Annotated in this window: 19 protein-coding genes; 1 reads left to right on the top strand and 18 read right to left on the bottom strand. The window is 38.1% G+C overall.

The window, feature by feature from the left end; genetic code table 11:
* Positions 1-82 precede the first annotated feature (82 nt).
* Positions 83-1,315 carry a DUF4317 domain-containing protein gene (locus F0Q01_RS12225; protein WP_330584335.1) on the top strand — a complete coding sequence of 411 codons (1,233 nt, stop codon included), beginning with the start codon at positions 83-85 and terminating at the stop codon, positions 1,313-1,315.
* Between the two features lie 48 nt (positions 1,316-1,363).
* Here the strand turns inward: F0Q01_RS12225 and F0Q01_RS12220 are convergent, their stop codons facing one another.
* From F0Q01_RS12220 to F0Q01_RS12135, 18 genes are all read right to left on the bottom strand, one after another.
* Positions 1,364-2,395, bottom strand: coding sequence for a hypothetical protein (locus F0Q01_RS12220; RefSeq protein WP_090489022.1), 1,032 nt, complete (start codon positions 2,393-2,395; stop codon positions 1,364-1,366).
* A 3-nt stretch (positions 2,396-2,398) separates the two neighbouring features.
* Positions 2,399-3,787, bottom strand: coding sequence for a hypothetical protein (locus tag F0Q01_RS12215; RefSeq protein WP_143096665.1), 1,389 nt, complete (start codon positions 3,785-3,787; stop codon positions 2,399-2,401).
* A gap of 186 nt (positions 3,788-3,973) precedes the next feature.
* On the bottom strand, positions 3,974-4,696 hold the full coding sequence (locus F0Q01_RS12210; RefSeq protein ID WP_163927257.1) for an N-acetylmuramoyl-L-alanine amidase family protein: 723 nt from the start codon (positions 4,694-4,696) through the stop codon (positions 3,974-3,976).
* Positions 4,697-4,969: 273 nt separating this feature from the next.
* Positions 4,970-6,172, bottom strand: a complete 1,203-nt coding sequence (locus F0Q01_RS12205; protein WP_242941872.1) for an ABC transporter permease subunit — start codon at positions 6,170-6,172, stop codon at positions 4,970-4,972.
* Positions 6,173-6,189: 17 nt separating this feature from the next.
* Positions 6,190-7,359, bottom strand: coding sequence for a multiple monosaccharide ABC transporter permease (gene mmsB / locus F0Q01_RS12200; protein ID WP_090489015.1), 1,170 nt, complete (start codon positions 7,357-7,359; stop codon positions 6,190-6,192).
* Positions 7,360-7,373: 14 nt separating this feature from the next.
* Positions 7,374-8,879 (bottom strand): multiple monosaccharide ABC transporter ATP-binding protein, encoded by a 1,506-nt coding sequence (gene mmsA, locus F0Q01_RS12195; protein ID WP_205467991.1) that lies wholly within the window; start codon positions 8,877-8,879, stop codon positions 7,374-7,376.
* A 238-nt stretch (positions 8,880-9,117) separates the two neighbouring features.
* On the bottom strand, positions 9,118-10,257 hold the full coding sequence (locus F0Q01_RS12190) for a sugar-binding protein (protein ID WP_090152848.1): 1,140 nt from the start codon (positions 10,255-10,257) through the stop codon (positions 9,118-9,120).
* A gap of 839 nt (positions 10,258-11,096) precedes the next feature.
* Positions 11,097-12,128 (bottom strand): substrate-binding domain-containing protein, encoded by a 1,032-nt coding sequence (locus F0Q01_RS12185; protein WP_090489287.1) that lies wholly within the window; start codon positions 12,126-12,128, stop codon positions 11,097-11,099.
* A gap of 15 nt (positions 12,129-12,143) precedes the next feature.
* On the bottom strand, positions 12,144-13,733 hold the full coding sequence (locus F0Q01_RS12180) for a response regulator (RefSeq protein WP_090489291.1): 1,590 nt from the start codon (positions 13,731-13,733) through the stop codon (positions 12,144-12,146).
* Positions 13,734-13,745: 12 nt separating this feature from the next.
* Positions 13,746-15,224, bottom strand: a complete 1,479-nt coding sequence (locus F0Q01_RS12175) for a histidine kinase (protein ID WP_242941881.1) — start codon at positions 15,222-15,224, stop codon at positions 13,746-13,748.
* Complete coding sequence (locus F0Q01_RS12170) at positions 15,217-16,260, bottom strand: sugar ABC transporter substrate-binding protein (RefSeq protein WP_090489293.1); 1,044 nt, start codon at positions 16,258-16,260, stop codon at positions 15,217-15,219. Before F0Q01_RS12170 ends, F0Q01_RS12175 begins: the two co-directional genes overlap by 8 nt.
* 70 nt (positions 16,261-16,330) lie before the next feature.
* The gene (locus tag F0Q01_RS12165; protein ID WP_090489295.1) at positions 16,331-17,230 is read right to left on the bottom strand and encodes a helix-turn-helix domain-containing protein; all 900 of its coding nucleotides are present in this window, start codon (positions 17,228-17,230) and stop codon (positions 16,331-16,333) included.
* A 135-nt stretch (positions 17,231-17,365) separates the two neighbouring features.
* Positions 17,366-17,995: a TetR/AcrR family transcriptional regulator gene (locus tag F0Q01_RS12160; RefSeq protein WP_090489297.1), complete on the bottom strand. Its 630-nt coding sequence runs from the start codon at positions 17,993-17,995 to the stop codon at positions 17,366-17,368.
* A 43-nt stretch (positions 17,996-18,038) separates the two neighbouring features.
* Entirely contained in the window at positions 18,039-18,611 is a 573-nt protein-coding gene (locus F0Q01_RS12155) for an FMN-binding protein (RefSeq protein WP_090489299.1), read from the bottom strand.
* 17 nt (positions 18,612-18,628) lie between these two features.
* A complete protein-coding gene (locus tag F0Q01_RS12150; protein ID WP_090489301.1) occupies positions 18,629-18,958 on the bottom strand; it encodes a hypothetical protein in 330 nt (109 codons plus the stop codon).
* A 22-nt stretch (positions 18,959-18,980) separates the two neighbouring features.
* Positions 18,981-19,880 carry an FAD:protein FMN transferase gene (locus F0Q01_RS12145; RefSeq protein ID WP_090489303.1) on the bottom strand — a complete coding sequence of 300 codons (900 nt, stop codon included), beginning with the start codon at positions 19,878-19,880 and terminating at the stop codon, positions 18,981-18,983.
* A 147-nt stretch (positions 19,881-20,027) separates the two neighbouring features.
* Positions 20,028-21,071, bottom strand: coding sequence for a hypothetical protein (locus tag F0Q01_RS12140; protein ID WP_090489305.1), 1,044 nt, complete (start codon positions 21,069-21,071; stop codon positions 20,028-20,030).
* A 132-nt stretch (positions 21,072-21,203) separates the two neighbouring features.
* Positions 21,204-21,965, bottom strand: coding sequence for a CPBP family intramembrane glutamic endopeptidase (locus tag F0Q01_RS12135; RefSeq protein WP_163927256.1), 762 nt, complete (start codon positions 21,963-21,965; stop codon positions 21,204-21,206).
* Between the last annotated feature and the right edge of the window lie 70 nt (positions 21,966-22,035).

Here is a 22,035-nt window from a genome sequence, read left to right as displayed (position 1 = left end):
CGTTTAAAATATGTGCAAATCATAAGCCGAATTTGACACATATATCCTATATACGAGAATAATATATTTTTTTGAAGAAAGCGTGAAAAAATTGAATAAAAAAGAAATTAACGAGATAAAAAGACGTTTTAAAAAGGATAATTGTAACTTTGACAAAATGGTAGGTTGCTATGTAGATGCCAACAAGGAAATGGTCCTCACTTTCAAGGAGACTTTTCTTAATCTTGAAGATGAAGAATTCCACAAGTATCTTGAAATTGCTAACAAATCCCTTTCAGGAACAGTTGGTAACAATCTTCTTGAGCTTCCATTTGACCCTAGTGAGGAAATCGAAGGTAGCGGACATGATTTATTAATGAGACTTCGCGAGAGCCGTCTTCAGGATGAGAAGCTTCTCATTGAATACTACAACAGAATTATCGAGTCATATGATTTTGTAGGTAATTTCCTTATTCTTCTTTACCACGATACCTATGATATTCCAGTTAAGACAACAGATGATTTGATGCTTGATGAGTCTGAGGAAGTATACGACTATATCATCTGCGCTATCTGCCCAGTACAGCTTTCAAAGCCAGGTCTTGGATACCGCGAGGACGAAAATAGAATCGGTGCTCGTATCAGAGACTGGGTTGTAGGACCTGTTGATACCGCCTTTACTTTCCCTTGCTTCACAGAGCGCTCTACTGATTTACATGCATGCCTTGCTTACACTAAAAACACAAAGGAGCCTCACGTAGAGTTCTGGGAAAACTGCATCGGCTGTGGCACTAAAAAGACTTCTACTCAGAAAAAGAACGCATTCAACAATATGCTTGATCAGGCTCTTGGCGAGGAAACAGAAGAAACAATCGAAAAGAAATTAGATATTCAGCAGAATCTTTCAGATTTTATTACAGTAGAAACTGAGCGACTTGGCGAGGATGAGCCAATCATCTTAGAGCCTCAGGATGTTGCAAACATCCTTACTGACTCAGGACTTTCTGATATGAAGGTCGAAAAGATTCAGGCCAACTTTGAAAACTATTTTGAGACTGCTCTTCCACTTGCAGATGAACTTTTAGATGAAAAAGCTCTTAAAAACAATGAGCTTCGCCTTGAGAAAAACGTCCTTAAGGAGCGCGTTGTAGACCTTACTCAGCAACTTAAGGAAGCCACAGGAGTTACTTCTGAGGGAAAGCTTCCTGACATCGTAGTTAAGGTTTCCGATGACAAGGCTGCCTCTGTAACCACTGCCATTGTAGACGGCAAGAAATGTGTCTGCGTACCTATCGAACCAGATGAGACATTCATGCTCAACGGCGAAGAAATATAATAATATAAAAACACGAAGTCTACCAGCTATGACTGGTAGACTTCTCTTTTAATTAAAATGCTTGTTTTGTACAGCTTTTAAAGTATTCCTTAATGAATCATAATTCTTAATCCCATATAAACGAGTAAACACTTGTATATTCTTTAAGAAATCATATTCTTTATTACTAAAATTATATTTATTTTGTAGTTCCTCTAGGTTCATAAAACCACCCAAATAATCAGCATCTCCCGCCTTAGGAAGTGATAAGGAAATTGTTAATTCATCTACCAAATCACCACTCCATATTCTCGAGGGACAATGTATCATTAAACCATCTGTCATATTATCAGCTCTTGACATATCTTTAAATAAAAATTTAAATCCTTTAGGTGGCTCTATGTCCGTATCTAATAAAGACGCCACCTGTTTTCCTAAAGCAGCATCAAAATTCCACTGTAAATTAAATCCATTATCCGGATATTTTTTACTATGTTTTATAATATTGATTTCATATCCTAGTACATCATCAACAACCTTGTTAGCCGAAGAAGTTAATTTTTGGGATAATTGCTTCCAATTATAATAAACATCTGCATCATAATACACATAATTGGTATCATTCGATTCATATTGTTTATTTAGTTCATTCCCTAGTTTTGAACAATAAGCAACCCCCTGTACTGTATTCCGGAAGGAGAACAACGAATAAATCGCCCCAACAATCTCTTCCTTGTCCGAATCTGATAATGTATTTTCGGGAGTTACGTAAGTTTGATATTCAATCATTAAATCACAGCACTCAGACATGAATTTTTCAACATCTTCAGCCGTCTTCTCTCCCTCAAAATATTCTTGGATAATTTTTGAAGAATCCTCAAAAATTCTATCTCCCAAGGAATTTGCCATAACAGCAGGTCCTCTATTTACTACTATATTCCAATCATTATAATTATTATATAAATCAACATTGAAAATAGCATTTCGTTCCGCCTCTGAATAATCATTCTTATATATATCTAATGATTTTACTTCCTCTGAACTGGTCTTAGTAATATATTTTGACGATGTACTATAACTAATGGATTCAATATTATTCATGATTTAATCTCCATATTCATAATAATAATAAATAGTATAGTATGGTGATATTGTATTTATTCTTGATGTTTTAGATGCTAAAAAAGATACATTCCATCTACCATGTACTGACGAATTAAATAATGAACCATGTGAATAATAAATGTTAATTCCAGGTTCATACGACTTACTTGATGTCCATGAACTTTCATCCGGTGACATCACCCTCCAGTACTGTATACTTGAACCCACTGCTCCACTATAAGTAATTTTAGTAGCCTTAGCAGTTGTTGGAATAGAACTATCAGTTACATCAAATGAAGTTTGTACATATCTTTGTGAATTAATATTAATAGTATTCCATGGCATTACAGTGGTACTCCCACTGCACATCATAGGATCACCGTAAGCAATTAAATAATAATCTTTAATCAACGTATTTTCATTAGATGGTTTTAGATTATATAATCCTATATAATACGGACCTGAACCATTAAATACGTGTGTTAAATCTTCTTTTTCTGCGCATTTCCAAGAGTGCCCAACAAAGTCAGTTCTATGAATGCTTTCTGTTAGATTGGGATTATTAGAATCCTGCAAAAGAACTCCATTTGAATCATACACTCTAAATCTTATATCGTCAGTCTTAAATAAAATAGTTAGAATGCTTGATGAAGAATTTGTAACTTTATAAAAGCATTCGTAATTATTTGGCAAATATTCATTTCTTACAAAATTTAAGTATGGCTCATAGTATTTATCTAATTCTACTGCATTTTCCATTCCGCTCATCATTTTTTCTGCGTCAACTTGATTTCCAATCATCAATTTAAACGATGCGGTTTTTCTTTTGCTATAATCAACTGGCTTAACTTTTATAGTGTATCTTTCTATCGCTTCTTCAGAATTATTAGTCAAATTTACCCATTTTCGACCATAATTAGCACTCGTTTCAACGTTATATAATTTATTCCCATTTTCATCAAAAATAGTTATAGCTGAATTAACTAGACCAGTTCTTACCAAACAAACAGTAGCCTTTTCCATATTTGAATAATCAATTTCAAACTCATAAGTATACTCTTCATTAGAATCAGACCACGTTTCTCCGTAAGAAAGATAATTATCCACATCTACTAATGGAAAATCTTCTTCAGCCTCAACTTCGTTTTTTTCTTCAGAAAAATCCTCTTCAGAATTATCAGTCTCTTCAAATTCATCACTATTATCTATATTATTGCTAACAGATGTCTCCGCCTCATTTATAGTACTATTATCATCAATAGCAGAGACCTCATCCACAGAAACTTCTGTTAATTCAATTTCTTCCGCATAACTATAAATAATTTGCGATAAGAAAAATACCGTGGTTAAAACTATTGACACAACCACTCTTTGCATAATCCTTTTCAAACTTCTAGTCCTCCAATTTTTATATTTTACCCTACAAAACAAGCAAATATATTATCGCTCATTTATAATAACCAGTCAATATATTTAGAGGTTTAATCATCGATAATGTGTTTTGTGTTTATATTATAAAGAAGCCCCTAAGTAGCTATCAAGCTACATAGGGGCTTTTCAAATATTTATATTTATTTACCTCTGTGTGAAATAGCTGTCTACGCCAGCGGCGATTCCGTCAGCAAGTTCCTGCTGATAATCAACATTAAGTAATTTCTCTTCTTCGTCTTCATTGGCAAGGGAGCCAATTTCAACTACTGTGCTAGGAGCTTGGCACCAGTTCATTACTGCCATATCATCATCTTCTACTATTCGAGCTCTAGAACCGGCTGCCTTTACAGAACCAAGTATTGTATCTGACAAAAGTCTGCCATCTTCGTAATTTCCGTAATTATAAGGATTGTCCTCTGACTGGCAAACAACCTGAACGCCAGATGAACCATTTCCATCTTCCTTTGCACTTACCACTATAAATAAATCAGCTTCAAACATATTTGCTATCATAGCACGTCCGCTATTGCTGATATTTACATCGTTAGATGAACGTGTGAGAATTACTTCATAGCCTGCATTCTCAAGATCTGCCTTAAGCTTTAATGCCACCTGAAGTGTCAACTCATACTCAGGATATCCTGTTGTTGCTCCAACATTACCTGAACTTGCCTCATCACTAGTTCTAAAAGCACCTGGACCTACAGGTTCCTTGGAATCATCAGCCACTTCCTGAAATGCAGGATCAATAACAATAACTCTTGGAGACGACTTTGCCATTACTTTAAAAGCGCCACCAAACCAAGTGAACACTAGGAGTAATAGTACAAGATATGTCTGTATTAACTTTTTAGTACGTCCTTTCATGTAATCCACTCCTTTCATTGGGAAAACCCTCTAATGATATTATCGTCCACTATTGTGAAATTATTATGATAATTAAGTATATTATCCCACTTTTTCTGAATATTTCTACTATTATTTTTTACTTTTTCTGTCAAATTATTGTTCTTTTCAAATTCCAAATCCTAGCAAGCTCGTTTTCATTTCATATTAGGAATATCCTATTAAATAAAAAAGGCCCACAGGAAACCTGCAGGCCAAATATAAGAGAACAAAATGAAGAAAATAAACTAGTTATTACTTTGTAGCGTTCTTCTTATTATTAAGGATTTCGAATACTACTGCACCGAGAAGTACAACACCCTTAACAATCTTTTGCCAGTTTGCATCGATGTTCATAAGGAACATACCAATGTTGATTACACCGATAAGAGTAGCACCGATAATCATACCGAAAATAGTACCGCTTCCACCGTATGCACTAACACCACCAACTACACAAGCTGAGATAGCATCCATCTCGTAGTTCTGACCAGCTGTTGAATTAGCTGACTTATAACGAGCCATTGTAATGAATGCAGAGATTACTGTAAGTACAGCCATGTTCATGTAAGCTAAGAACATGATTCTCTTTGTATCGATACCAGAAAGACGAGTTGCCTCTGAGTTTCCACCGATTGTGTAGAAGTAACGTCCAATATCAGTCTTAGATGTAATGAAATTGTAGATAAGTACAATTACAGCCACCCAGATAAGTGGATAAGGAACGCCACCTGCAAGTGAGTACTTGTAACCGAAAAGTAAGATTACGAAGCAAACAAGTACAAGTCTAACAACTAATGATGTGAAACTTGAAACCTCATATCCCTTAGCAAGCTTGTTTTTACGCTCTCTTAAAGTTAAAAGTACAAATATAACTGCTGCTGCAACAGCAATCACAATACTTGTGAGATTGTACTGAACTCCACCGATTCTTGGACCACCGAAGAAGTCGTTGAGCTTTCCTGTGAAGAGTACACAGAAGTTCTCTGGAAGGTTACTGATACTAGAAGCACCATCCATCAATGCAACACCGAGACCTCTAAGAGCAAGGAAACCTGCAAGGGTTGCAATCCAAGGTGGAATGTTCATGTATGCGATAACGTATCCTAAAATACATCCATAAATAACACCAATAAGAAGCATTGCTGGAATACCGATGATTGTTGCTACAAGTGGATCCATGCCACCAGCCATAAGGCTTGTCATAATCTTTGCACCTACAACACCTACGAAACATACGAAAGAACCGCAGGAAAGATCGATATTACCACCAGTAAGCATACACATGAGCATACCAGTTGCAAGAACATAAACGTATGCGTTCTGTGTAATTAAAGCATTGAACTGACTAGGCTGGAGCATTTTGCCGCCTGTTGAAATATTAAAGAAGAGAACAACTATGATCAGTACAATGAGCATTGTATTATTCTTGATTACATTTAAAATTTTGTCTGCCACTTTTTGTTCCTCCCTTCCTACTTATTCTCTCTCTTAGACATTACGTCAAAGATAACAGCAACTAAAAGTACAAGACCCTTTACTACGTTCTGGTAGTTAGCATCTACACCCATGATAGACATACCCTGGTTGATAACACCCATAAGAAGGGCACCAACGATTGCTCCAAATACAGAACCAGTTCCGCCGTAAGCTGAAGCACCACCGATGAAGCAAGCACCGATTGCGTCCATCTCGAAATACATACCGTATGTAGGCTGTGCATTTGTGTAACGAGCAACTGTAAGGATACCAGCAACTGCTGTTAAGAATCCCATGTTTGTGTAAGCAAAGAAGTAAACCTTCTTTGTGTTGATACCAGAAAGCTGTGTAGCCTTCTCATTACCACCTACTGCGTATAGGTAACGACCCATTGTAGTTCTAGTTGTAAAGTAGTGATAAGCAAGAACAACAACAACAATCCAAATAAGTGATGTAGGAATACCCTTGTATCCTGCAAGCTTATAGCTTAAGAAAAGGATTACAGCTGAGATAAGTACAATTTTTGCAGCAAAACCGCCAATGCTTGTTGTCTCATAGCCTTTTCTTGTAGCTGAAATTCTTGAACGGAACTCATTTAATACAAATATTGCTGTAGCGATAACACCAATAATCATACATGTTGTGTTAAACTCGCCACCGCCAAGGAAATCTGGAACGTAGCAATCAGCACCACCACCAAATACATTTAAGTATGTCTGGTTTGCAATGGCAACAACCTTACCATTAAGTACTACGTTTGAAAGACCTCTGAAGGCGTACATACCAGCAAGTGTAGCGATAAATGGTGGAACATTTATATATGCTACCCAGAAGGCCTGCCATGCACCAACTGCAACACCAACAAGTAACATGATGATAACAGCAACTACCATGTTAACGCCTTTGCTCATAAGTAATGCGCCAACACCACCGATGAAACAAACAACCGAACCAACTGAAAGATCGATGTTACCACCGGTTAAGATACACATCAACATACCTGTTGCAAGCACGAATACGTATGCATTCTGTGAAAGAAGGTTGTTAATGTTCTGTGGAAAAAGAATCTTTCCACCTGTTCCTATTGTAAATACTCCAATGATTACCACGAGGGCGATTACCATGGAATATTTCTTTATGATTTGTCCAAAACTAAGTGAACCCATGTTTTCTCTCCCTTCTATGACTTCAAGATGCAAGACATGATGCTCTCCTGAGATGCCTCAGCACCTTCCATTTCACCAACCATCTTGCCCTCATTCATTACATAAATTCTATCAGACATACCAAGTACCTCTGGAAGTTCTGAAGAAATCATGATAACTGATTTTCCAGCTGCAACAAGGTCATTGATAATGCAGTAAATCTCATACTTAGCACCAACATCGATACCACGTGTAGGCTCGTCGAGAATAAGTACATCTGGATTAGCATACATCCACTTTGCAAGAAGTACCTTCTGCTGGTTACCACCTGAAAGATTACCTACATTCTGATCAACAGTAGGACACTTTGTTTTAAGCTTGCCTCTATACTCCTCAGCAACCTGATACTCTTTATCCTTATCGATAACTCTTCTAGTACAAAGCTCTGAAAGGTTTGCAAGAGAAGTATTAACTCTGATTGGGTTAGAAAGAACAAGTCCGTTACCCTTTCTATCCTCAGTAACATATGCAAGTCTGTGCTTGATAGCATCCTTAATATTCTTAAGGTGAACTTCCTCTCCATTAAGGAAAAGCTGACCTGAAATATTAGAGCCATAAGCCTTTCCGAAAATACTCATAGCAAGCTCAGTACGTCCAGCACCCATAAGACCTGCGATACCAACTACCTCACCCTTACGTACGTTAATTGATACATCATCAACTACCTTACGCTCTGTGAACTGTGGATGGTAAACTGTCCAGTTCTTAACTTCCATAGCAACATCGCCAATCTTAACATCATGACGCTTTGGGAAACGGTCTGTCATCTCACGACCAACCATGCCCTTGATAATTCTATCTTCAGAAATATCATCTGTTGCCTTATCAAGTGTTTCAATTGTAGAACCATCACGGATAACTGTGATTTTATCTGCTACGTAAGAAACCTCATTAAGCTTATGAGAAATGATAATAGATGTCATTCCCTGCTTTTTGAATTCAAGAAGTAAATCAAGAAGAGCTCTTGAATCTGTCTCATTAAGAGAAGATGTAGGCTCATCAAGAATAAGAAGTTTTGCGTGTTTAGCAAGAGCCTTTGCAATCTCTACAAGCTGCTGCTTACCAACACCGATATCTTTGATAAGAACACGGCTGCTCTCTGAAAGACCAACCATCTTCAAGTACTTGTCTGCCTCAGAATATGTCTTGTTCCAATCAATTGCCGATTTCTTTCCCTGCTCATTTCCAAGGAACATGTTCTCACCAATTGACATATATGGAATTAATGCTAATTCCTGATGGATAATAACGATTCCTTTTTCCTCTGAGTCCTTAATCTTTTGGAACTTACAAACCTCACCGTTATATACGATGTCACCTGTGTAAGAACCAAATGGATAAATACCACTTAAAACATTCATCAAAGTAGACTTACCAGCACCATTCTCACCTACAAGAGCGTGAATTTCGCCTTCTTCTACTTTAAGATTAACGTTATCAAGGGCCTTTACTCCTGGGAACTCTTTTGTGATGTTCTTCATCTCAAGTATTGTATTTCCCACTTGATATACCTCCCTTTTTTGTTTCAATAAGAATTTTCATTCTCTTCAAATCATTCTCTTTAAAATAGGGCGAGCTAAGCTCGCCCTATAAAGTTTACAACTAATGTTCCCATCTTACGGGACGGGAAGAACCGCTTATTGTATACGTCGCTTCGCGCCGTGGAAGCGGTTCGTGGTAAACATTTTTCCGTCGCGTAGCTAGGAAAAATATTTACTATTACTGTAACTGATCCTCTGTATAGTAACCAGAATCGATGAGGAGCTCCTTGTAGTTGTTAACATCTGCGAATACAGGCTCGCAAAGGAATGACTCAACTACCTTGTTACCATTGTTGTATGTTTCCTTATCGTTAACATCAACTGTCTCACCATTAAGGATCTGGCCTACCATCTTAACAACCTGTGAAGCAAGTGTACGTGTATCCTTGAATACTGACATAGACTGCTTACCAGCGATCATGTTCTTTGTGTTCTCAATATCGCAATCCTGACCTGTTACGATTGGGTACTCACCCTTGTAGTTAGCTGCAAGTGCGTTCTCAACACCAAGTGCTGTAGAGTCGTTTGAGCAGAGGCAGATGTCAAGGTTTGTTCCATCAGCATAGTATGTTGAAAGGATGTTCTCCATTCTTGACTGAGCCTTCTCTGTTGCCCACTGAGCTGTAGCTACATCAGCGAATTCCTGCTGACCTGACTTGATTTCGATGATACCAGCATCGATGTAGTCATCAAGAAGATCCATAGCACCGCTGTAGAAGAAGTTAGCATTGTTATCACCTGGATCACCAGCTGTAACTTCCATTGTGTATGTCTTAGAAGTATCGTTTACATCAAGACCAAGTGTATCGATGATGTACTGTCCCTGAACCTGACCTACTTTGTAGTTATCAAATGTAGCGTAGTAAGAAACAGCATCTGTGTTCATGATAAGACGGTCATAAGCGATAACTGGAATGTTCTGCTCAGCTGCCATATCCATAGCCTCACCAAGTGAAGAAGCCTCGATAGCTGCAATAACAAGAACATCACATCCGTCATTGATCATTGTCTCAATCTGAGAGATCTGTGTCTGTGTGTCGTTTGAAGCATACTGAAGTTCAACTTCGTAACCAGCTGCCTCAAGCTCTTTCTGCATGTTCTCGCCGTCCTGATTCCATCTCTGGAGATCCTTTGTAGGCATTGCTACACCAACCTTCTTGCCAGTAGCAGCTGCAGCCCCACCGTCTGTCGACTCTGTAGCTGTGTCTGTTGAAGCTGGTGCAGAGTTGTCTGTTGTCTCTGTGCTAGTACCGCAACCTACGAACATTGAAGCTGCCATAGCACCTGTCAAAAGTACACTTAATAATTTCTTTTTCATCTCTGTGAAAACCTCCCTTTCATTAGGTGTTTTTTGTATCTGTAAAAAAGATACCATTAACCCTTCTAAAAATGGTTGTCACTTTCTTCACATTTTTGTCTAAAACAATCCAACCACCAAAAAAGGACTAGCACTTTTTTGTGCTAGTCCTAATCCAATTTGCAAATATGTGCTATCCACCACCGCCAACCCCGCCACAGCCAAGGCTTCTCGGCCACCAAGTAGCAGGCCCTCTCTCCTCTATTTACTGGCTCCCATGCCCAGCGCCGGCCCCCAAGGCCCCCTGGTGTATCAACGCATGAATATTTTGTTTTTCTACTGCGCAAATTGTCGCCATACATTTCATGTGTCTTTCTCAAGCCTTTACAGTTTTCAAAAAAGTAGCTTATGTGTGGACACCCGGCGCACTTTGATGGCAGTTTTAAAATGGTTCTGAGGGTGTTATGGGCGATTTTGGAATGAGCTTAGAAAAATAAAAAAGAGTTTTGTAATTTATTGGCACGAGCCGCCACGGACGGCGGCGAGAGTGCGTAAGCAACAGGACGTTGCATGGAGCACGGCGCCAATATATACAAAACTCTTTTTTTAATTTTTCTTAGTGAATGTATCATGAGCCCATAGCACCCTCTTTAGAATCATTTTGCAAAACTGCCATTGATACTAAATGGTGTCCACACAGCAAAGCTACATTTTTGAAAACAGTTCATTCTTAGAAAGACACATGGCTGTCGCCAATTTTTGCGCGTGAAAAACTAAAAATATTCGCGTAATCGATACACCAGGGGGCCTTGGGGGCCGGCGCTGGGCATGGGAGGCAGAAGGACTACAAATAGGGCCTGCTACTTGGCTACGTTTAGGTAGACGTCCTCTCGGCTGTGGAATCCTCCTTCGATGATGACTTCATCCATGTTGGCGGCGTCAACGGCAACTGGCTCTACGGCCACGTATGGTATGGTGGTTGTGCCGTCGTCGATAAATTCGGTTGTTTGTATCGCCTTTCCCTTAGCCAGCTGTACGGATAGTTCAGCAGCCTGTTCTGCAAGCTTGTTAACTGGCTTGTAAACAGTCATGTTCTGAGTGCCCTCTACTATGTGCTGGCAGGCGGTCAAATCTGCGTCTTGGCCTACCACTGGAATGACGCCAGCTAGCTGGCTAACTGCAAGGGCTCTGATGACTGCAGTGGCTATATCGTCATTGCCACACATGATGCCATCGGCCTGTTTGATAAGGTCTATGTTCTCATAGACGTAGGAACTGCCCAGCTCTGCTTTCCAACCTTCGCAGTTGTACATATCTAATATTTCGATGCCTTTTTCTTCCATTACTGATTTAAAGCCACTTTCAACCATTGGCACATTGTTGTCAGTATTTGGACCACATATCATTACAACTTTTTTAGAGCCCTGCTTTGCAAGTGCATCTCCAAGCATTCGGCCTACCATTTCGTTGTCGAATGAAATGTATAGGTCCGCGTTAACGTCACGTATCAATCTGTCGTAACAAACAACTGGGATGTTTTTTGCCTTGGCTTTGTTTACAACCTCGGTAAGTGCACCGCCATCAATTGGAATGATTACAAGGCAGTCAACACCCTTGTCAATAAAATACTGTATCTGTTCAATCTGCTTGGATACATCTCCATTGGCATTTTGAACATTCACTGTGGCTCCTAGGGATGAGGCAGTATCAACAAATACGTCTCTGTCCTTTTGCCATCTTTCAATTACGAATGAGTCAAAACACATTCCTATCTCAAGTGTGTTTGAATCCTCAGCCTCACTGCTGTCATTTGTCATGGCCTCCCCACATCCTGACAAAACCATTGCGGACATAATTGCCACCGCAATAAATTTTCTCCTTAACCGTTTCATTACTTCCCTCCAATATTACCCCTTCGCATAATCTGTTGGCGTTTTTCCAGTGTACTTCTTAAAGTTTCTAGAAAAATAATTAGGGTCTGAATATCCTACCTCAGCCGAAATCTCCTTCATAGATTTATTGGTAGTTTTAAGCAGCTTTTTGGCTGCTTCTATTCTAAGTTTTGTAAGATAATCAATGAAGTTTTCTCCTGTTTCTTCCTTGAATACCTTTGAAAAATAGTAGGAACTTATATTTACTACTCTAGATACATCATCTAGGGTGAGTTCCTTCATATAATTGTTGTCAATGTACTGTTTTGCCTTGTTGATGGCACTCATAGTCTGCTCTTCCTGGCGGTTTGAAACCCAGAAGGTAGCTGACTTTATTTTCTCTACAAACCACATCCTTACCTCTTCATGGGTAGGATAATTTAAAAGCTCTGATAGGTAGTTTTGCCTGCTTTTAAATTCGTATTTACGACCTGTCTTCTCATAGGCTAGATGCTCAGCCCATAATACAAACTCTAGACATTTCAGTCTAACGCTATCGCTGTCGCTAGCATAGTTTTCCTCCATCCAATCGAAGAATGCCTGGGCAACTGATGCCGATTCATTGGTGTTGCCTAGCTCGATTTCATCAAAAAGCCTCTTTTCCATCTCCATTGGATAGTTGTCCTCATAGGAAACCTTTGTAGGCATATCATCAATGTGTGCTACGTGGCTGGTGGTTGAGATAAGGACTGAATTAGCCTCCTCGTATGACTCTGCCATCTTATCAAGCGGCTTCACCGAGCCAAATCCCACTCTGAAATTCATATCGAATCTATCAGATAGCTTGCGGCAAAGGGCTCTTGCCTTCTCCACAATTTCATTTCGCTCATTGTACGAAAGAGTGTCACCCTCGCAAGGAATCAGCATAGGGATTTTGTTAGACATAACCGCACCCATAATTCCCTTAATGTAATCCTCTGTTATGGTGTGAATCTCACGATAGGCCTTTTGTGCTTGGATGGAAACAGCAACGGCGCTGGTCATGTAGTTACCCACCTGCTCTCTACCGAAGACCATGCAGGCCATATATCCATACTGTGAATCAATACCAAGAAGTGTCTTGTAATTATCAATATCTTCCTGGAAATATTCCTTGAAAAGCAAGTCTTGAATCAGACCATTTTCAATGATAGGAACTACAGTCTCAAGCTTTTCACGAACCCGCAAATCGTTGCGGCGCTTGGTCCTCTCACCATCGATATTGCTCATGGCCTTTTTCAGCACGGCAACTATTGTTTCCTTGCTGACTGGCTTATTGAGATAATCAAGCACTCCCAGGGAGATAGCCTCCTTGGCATAGTCAAACTTGTCGTAGGCTGTCATTACAACAAAAACTACATGGCTGTTGAACTTCCTAATCTCTCGCATGGCCTCGATACCGTTGATTCCTGGCATCTGAATATCCATGAAAGCAATATCTGGCTGAAATTCTTCAGCCAACTCGATAACCTGTCTACCGGTTTTGGCTGTTCTTATCTCACAGCGACTGCCAAATTCTTTTTCTATTATGAATTTAAGTGAGTCAATGACGATTCCCTCATCGTCAGCTAGCATTATTTTGTACATTACTTAATACCCTTAATCTGTTTTGGAAAGGTAGAGAATTGTCTCTGTACCCTTGTTTTTCCCCTCTGAAATAATATCTAGGACATCGTCTCTCTCATAGAAAATATTGAGACGCTCAATACAATTGTCAAGGCCAACGCCATTGGATTCAGACTTGCTTGGATCCCTAGTGTATCCACCCTCAAGTATTTCCTCGATGGTCTTGGAATCCATTCCTATTCCGTTGTCCTTTATACTAACACAAATATAATCCTCTAGAGAATATACAGAAAGCTTAATTTTCTTGGCCCAATCTACATTTCTCACGCCGTAGTTAATACTGTTTTCTACGATAGGCTGGATAATCATTCGAGGAATTTTAACATCTAAAAGGCTCTCATCTATATCCTTTGTAAAAAGAATCTCTCCAGCAAATCGCACATTTATAATGTAAATGTAAATATCTACAAGCTCGATTTCTTCCTTAAGTGTAACAATGTCCTTGTTCTTCTTTATATTATATCTAAAGAAATCAGCAACCCTCTGGAGATAATTGCTAGTCCTCTCTGCCCCCTCCATCATAGAAAGCTGGGCACCGGCATTTAAAGTGTTAAATAGAAAATGTGGGTTGATCTGGGCCTGCAAATATCTCAGCTCAGCGTCCTTAATATGATTCTCCATAATAAGCTCATTTTCCTTCAGTCGGCGCTCTACTTCCATGGACTCACGAAGCTTAACGATGTACTCTCTAATGGAAATGACCATCTTGTTGAATGCGTTAGTAACAACACCTACCTCATCATTTGAATGAACGGTAAGCAATTCAATATCAAAATCTCCCTTTGAAACTCTATTGGCAGAGTTGGAAAGCTTAATCAAAGGCTCAGTGATAGTAGATGCAATAAGTACTACGAATGAAAGGTTAGCAACTCCAATAATAATGAGAGTAAATAAGTTCAACTGCTCAAGTGTCTGCAGTGCTGACATCATTGCTGCATAAGACATAGAGTTGTTGACGAACTGCTTGTTATTTAAGCTATTGATACTCTTTGAAATATAGCCGTGAAGTCTTGTGGCCTCATCGTAGTTGGTCTTGTATTTTTCAACATTACCGCCACGCTTACTCTCTATGGCCTGATTGGTAAGCTCCAAATAGTTAAGGGACATATTTCTAATATTTTTTTCCATGACACGATTCTCATTGTCATCATTGGTATTAGAAAGAGTCATAACCAGATTATTGTAATCCTGCTCGTAGGTATAGTACTGCTCCAAGGCGTCTGATGTCTTGGTGTCCAAATACCCAGTGGTAGCACTCTGGACTCTATCAAGGCAATCACTCAACTCGTTAAGAGAAGTATTGCTGGCGAATACCGCATCAAGAGAATCAATCATTCTGGCTGTTCCAAAGTAAAGCATCATATTTACAAGGAACAGTAAAATGGCTGGTGTACAAAATGCCAGAATCATTTTCTTTCTAAGGGAAAGGGTGACTTTAAGCTTTTTACTCATCGCTACCCTCCTCTAGATACTCATCCACGTTGGACAAATCAATAATCTGTGTATCCACATTGATATAGTCTGAAACATAGCCTGTATCTCTATATTCTATAAATGCCTTAGTAGCAGCACTTCCCATGCTCTCTGCATCAATACTTACAGTGCTTTTAATAACGCCGTGCTGAATACCAGTAAGGATTGTAGGTGTTTTATAATTGCCATAGAGATGAATCTGACCTACCTTGTTGTAGTCAATCATAGCCTGATAAAAACTGGTGGTTGTATCCTCATCGAGACAGATAACAAAAGGTGCTAAATCATTGTTCATAAAGAGATTCTGGATGTACTCTTCTGAAGCAAACTGCTCTTCATCCTCTATAATTCGTAAATCAAAATCGATTTTCTCCCCTGGCATCTCACTGGAGATTGCCTCCTGCAAGTTGTTGATTAGGCTGGTGGTGCTTGAATCCTCAGCACTTGAATTGCCAATAATCATAACCGATGAATTCTCTACTAAATCTGGAGCGATTGATTTGGCATATAAATTAGCAATAGTATAGCTGTTAACACCAATAAAGCTGACTCTGTCTGCAGGGTCCACGTCAGTCTCTAAAGTAATTACAGAAATCCCTGCCTTTTTGGCCTTTTGAAAAAGCTCCTGAGGAATCTCTGCAGAGTCTCCCTCTATAAAAATGCCATCACAACCTGAGGCTATCGCCATCTCCATCAGCTCAGCTCTAGTATAATCATCATCTACTGACTGAGATAAGAGATCCACATAAACTCTATTTTCATCACCGTATTCTTTTGCGGCCTCATATACCTGCTTCCAAAAATCAGAATCATCATCTGAAGAAATCATTACAACATAGGAATCGTACTGCTTGTACTCAGCCTCTCTTAAAAGCTCAGAAGCCTGTTCCATTCTATTCTTATATATAACAACACTGACAATGGTAGCAATAAACATAAAAGCAACAGCAACACCTGCTGCAATAGCAAGTGCACTGTTGCCTTTTACTTTAATTTTACGCCCACCAAATTTCATGATAATAATAATTCTCCGCCCTAACTCCTAAATTCACTAGAAATTATTATAAATAATCCATCCCTTTAAATCAACGGACAGGCACACTATTTGATTCATCAAAGTTCATGACGATTTTACGTTTTCTATATAGAGTGTAGGTTTGATAAATAATCAATGCATAAAGCGCAATCGGAAGCAACAAACTTATAATAGAAGAATAGGTGTTATCTGACACCATGACCCAGCGCTGACCCTCAGGCAGTGAATTATTAAGTCTTGCAAAGCTGATTATATCGTAACATTCAATCAAGTTTCTAATTATCTTAACTAAGGATATAAATGTAATTACCAATGGCCAAATAATCTGATTCTTCTTTCCAATAAATAATAAAAGAACTGCTGTGATCAAAAGTATGCTAAAAATACAATCTGACCAAATTTCCCATGTACTCATGGAGGTTCCATCTAAATAAAATCCTTCAGCTAATTCTATAAAGAAATACAACACCTTTAGTCCTAAGAAAGCAACTATAACTATTCCCATCTTCTTAGGTGATAACATTCCTCTAATAGCAGTAACAAGTCCATATCCAAAAACTACTATCTTTAATACAGACATTGCAATGCCCCAATTCCATATATATTTATCAGGTTCCACATACAAAGATAAAAGCTCATGCACAGCATCAACAGAATAATATAGTACGACAATTGCATATAAAGCTATCATTATATTATTTGCCACTTTATTTTCAATTACAGGATTTCTTTCAACTACTTTTGCCATCTCTTTTCCTGACATAAGATCGTCAAGGCTCACATCAAGAATCTCTGATAATTTCTTAGTAGTAATAAGATCCGGATAACGGTCTCCACATTCCCATCTGGAAACTGACTGTCTGCTAACAAATAGTTGTTCTGCCAAAGTCTGCTGAGTCATTCCCTTTTCTTCCCTTGCTCTTCTTAACTGCTCGCCAAACTCGACCATTAGTCTCTCCTTTCATCTCAAAGTTCGTTAAAAAATCACCTGCAGATGTTAGCTTTAGTATCTCGTAACAATCATAAAAACTCAAGCACCACCTAAAAAAACGGCGCACCAAAACGGTGCACCGCGTTAAGTAGCCTATTTTTTAATTATTTCAAGCATCATATCAAAAACCTGATTCAAAAAATCCTCTTTATTTTGCTTAAATTGACACTCAATATACTGAGACTTTTTATTTCCAAACATGATGACTCCAGAAAGCATCATCCAATAAATAAAGCTTAATTTTTCTGCCTTGTCATCAAGCTTGAAAATATTATTTGTCTCTCCCGTTTTCAAAAACTCAGCGATCTTCTCATTAATATCCTCACCAACCTGGTAGATATCATCTAAAAGAGGTACCTTTAGGCGCTCCTCTTTTTTCATTTCGATAGTCTCCATCATATGAGAAAAAATGAAAGGCGATTTGTCATACAAGGAAACTAAAACCTGACATATCTGATAGTACTTATCCTCATCAGACTTATCCTTGCTATCTATGATTTCTGAAATGCCATTTTTGATTTCAGTCATGCCCTTTAACACAAGGTATAAGACGATCTCTTCCTTGTTTTTAAAATAGACATATATAGTAGATTTACTATAATCCGCCTCTTTTGCAATCTGATCCATAGATGTCTTTTCTATTCCATTAATAGAAAATAATCTCTCTGCTGTATCTGCGATATTATCCCTATGGAATAATTCCATTTTTTCTGCTTTTGTCATTATTAATCACTCCCATTTATCATCCATTTACTAATATAATGGATTATTGAACTCCCTGCAATAAAGCATTTTTCACAGCAGTTTTAATGACTTTGCTGGAGTTTGTTGCCCCACTTACTCCATCAACATCTACCCTTTGGTCAGCTACCATATCATCAACTATAACTTCTGCAGGCTCTCCTCTTTCATTGACATGCTTAATTAAATCAACTCGAATTAACTGATGATTCCTGACCTCTACCTCAACAACAGCCTTTATATATCCCACATCACTTTCGCCTGTGTACACTCCATCTGAAACAGTGTCTAAATCAACATCCCAGTCCTTCATCATAGCCACCTGCTCCTGATACTTTTCATTGCAAACCATCTCAGTAATTCCATAGGCGGCCAAAAGAACAACTGCCACCATAACGAACTTTTTAAAATATCTTTCGTTGCCATTTCTAAGACTCACCAACAGCAAAAGCAAAAGCCCTAAAATGGAGATTCCTAAAGTTATGAAAATAATAGGTGGTCTATGACCAATAAGCTGTAAAGTCCTAGCTCCATATATAAGTCCACCTAAAAACACAATTAAACAAGTTATTGATTTGAATGTTATTTTATCTTTCATTGTTTTCTCCAAAATATTTATGATGCACTCTTTAATGAATTCTCTATAGCCTTAAGCATTACCTTGCAACTATTTGACGCGCCAGCAATCATTCCTACATTGAATTTCTTTTCCTGATTAATCCATTCAATCATTTTTTCTGCTGCAGCACCTCGTTCATTAACATGTTCAATTAGCTCTACACTCTTAATCCTGTGATTTTCTATGATTGTTCTAACTCTTGCTTTTATCAGCAAAGCATCACAGGCTCCATCATATATACCATCATCTATGGTGTATAAATCCGGAATATCCACAATCATCCCTTTTACCATCTTCTTATACCTAAGTAAATCAAATAAATACATACCTAACTCCTCCATATCATTATTAAATAAATTGTTTAGCACTCTCACTTGCTAACACATCACCATTTTTTAAAATAAAAATCGCAGCTATATGATTTTTATTGCATTCTTCCATAGCAGAATTACCTCTCACATAAAAATCAGTAGCCCTACAATCACATAAAAAACTATCATCGCCAATCACCGTCACGCTACAAAAAGGAGAATCAGCTGGATACCCAGTATTCATATCAATAATATGGTGATAAAGCTTTCCATCTCTTCTAAAATTCTGGATATAATCTCCTGATGTCACAATCGAAATATTTTTAATTTTCTCCAGCAAAATATCCTGATTTGTTATAGGATTTATTATCTTGATATCTGATGTGCTTTCATCCCTGGAGTAGGTGATGATGTTTCCACCTAGATTCAAAAATAAGCTATGCAAGTAACTTAAATTTTCAAACTTATCTTTTATGTACTGGGCAATGTATCCCTTAGCACAACCTCCCAAATCAATCAAATCGTTGTCATTGGGCTTTACTAGTCTCCATTTAAAAATGAGATTCGCATTTTTTTGCTTTCCAATTAAATTCTTAATCACCTGATCATCAGGTAGTTTTTCATTAAGAATGGCATCCTTCCAAACACTTGCGTAAACTCCTGAGAAGAGACTAAAATTTCCTTTGGAATTTAAAGAGTATTCACAGCTTTTCTTCAATAAATCAAAGGTGTCTTTTTCTATGAGCATCCATCTATCTTTGCTACGATTCAACCTAGATACTACACTGCCCTTTTCAAAGCAGCTCCATTTCCTTTCAAACTTTCCAACAGTTTTTATTATTTGAAATATCAAATCATCTGCCTGAGCCTGTTTATCACAATCAACATAGACATACATCACACTGTTCATGCTGTAAAAGCATTGTTGCGCCTCCATTTTGTACCCCCTTTCTATTAATCGTACTTCTAGTACGATTAATATACCATAGGTATTCTACATCTTCAATAGCTATTTTCTAAATAAAAAAGAAAACCCCTGCACTAAACGTGCAAGGATTTTCTATATGTCACTTAGTTTTAAATTTTACGTGGCAAAGTCTACGTGTTGAACTCCACCTGCATGTCCATCGCTTTCATGCAAAAACATTCCTGACTTTCTAACTGCTGCCGTGGCATGGTTGTCATCATCATGGTGTACAAATTCACTATCAATTCGTCCCAGGAATATTGCTCCCACATCTGATTGTCTTAATCCGTAGGTTTCCTTTTCGCCCTTTTCGTTGATGGTCAAAATTTTTAGCTTGGCAAATATGCTATCATTTTCATCTATCCAGCCATTGCCATCCTCATCAAATACCGATAATTCTCTGAAACCATCTCCAGTTCTAGCTCCAAACAGCTCAATTCCGTCATTGATTTCTCCATCCTCATTTCTATCAAGAGCCAAAAAGCCTGAACCTTTTTTGATGTTGTGGATTTCATCAAGTTCTCCATCAGCATCCAAATCAAATAGAAATGTCTGGGGAGAAATAGAGGTTGGATTGTCATCAAGATTGATAACAAGTGGGTCTGCATACTCTCTCAAATGAATATGTGTCACATCATATTTTTCTACGAATGATTCTGACATTGCAAAGCTGTAGTCAAAGCTCAGCTTTCTTCCATCTGCGGTTATTGCTGTTCCCGTTGATGAGAACTCGACACTTTGATTTTGCCAGTAAGCATAAGACACCTTGGTGGTCTCAACAAACATTTGGCCAGGCATTTCTGTTAATGTACCTGCAGGAGATGTATCACACATTTCCTCTCCAAACATTTTTGCAAATGAGCTGTCCTCATTCCACAATCCACCAAGAAGCAGCATCCTAAGCAAATACTCCATAGTATGAAGTTTAATTTTCCTACTTGAAGCTGGACTTAAGACAGGGTTTGATTCACCCACTTCCTGAACCGTTCCCTTTGCAGATTTAGCATAGTTTAGTGAGGACAAAAAGTCATCGTCCCCTCCTAATACCTGTACTTCCTCCAAATTGAAAACGGGTCTTGATTCTGACTGAATAGACAGTCTGGTTCCACTAGCGAAGCTAGCTTTTGAGGTCATAGAAACCTCTGAGTTTTGAATTACCATGTTCTTTCCTCCTATAAATAAAAGATTTATAAAGGAAAGTCCCTTTTCCTAGATCATAGGTGCTTTTGAATAAAATCAAAAACCAGGAAAACCCGAAGGCCTTCCTGGTCCTATGATAAACTTCCGTGCAAATTATATATCGGATGAAACATCCACATTGTTAACCTTTGCAGAAGCTCTTCTTAATAAAACAATTGCAAAATAGCCAACAATTAAAGATCCTAAAAACCAAGCAAAATAGGAAACAGCTGTACTACCACCCTTAGGCAATAATTCAGATAAATATGTACCAAAAATATTGTATACCATGTGAATCAAAATCGTAACAAGCAAATCATCATAAAGATACATCACATATCCCAAGGCCAAACCAAAAACAAATGTATAGCAACCCTGAATTGTATTCTGATGATAAGCTCCAAACATTACTGCCTGAAGAATAATTGCTATAGATACTGGAAAAGCTTTCAGCGCAGCCGATAAAGTAACTCCTCTGAAAATCAACTCTTCACATATAGGTCCAAGGATCACAGCATATATAGCCATAGGAATACTTAAGGATGAATCAAGCCCTGCTTCTTTCAGTAACTCTGCATATTCTAAATACCACTTTGGAAAAGCTACAACAAGTGATAATAATACGTATACACAAATGTACTGTAATGCCAATGTAAGTATCGCCATTCCACAAATTGTCATGGATGGATTGAGCGATGTGTTAAATGGTTTATATTTTTGATTTGATCTAAACATCTTTTTATAGATGTATCCAAATACAAGGATAGCAACTATAGAGTATGTAACCAAAAAAAGGTTGTGATATTCATGGCCAAGAAACCTGCCCATGACTTCTTGGTTAAAATCTGAAAATGAGCCGCCTTTAAAACTAGCCATTACATATACCATTATGCCTTGCAATCCCATTAGCTCAAGTGCTAGTTGAATGATAAAAGCTAATATTAGT

This window comes from Pseudobutyrivibrio xylanivorans (assembly GCF_010906925.1).
Classification (GTDB): domain Bacteria; phylum Bacillota; class Clostridia; order Lachnospirales; family Lachnospiraceae; genus Pseudobutyrivibrio.
Note: the sequence above shows the minus strand (reverse complement) of the source record. Positions and strands in the feature narration are given on the sequence as shown.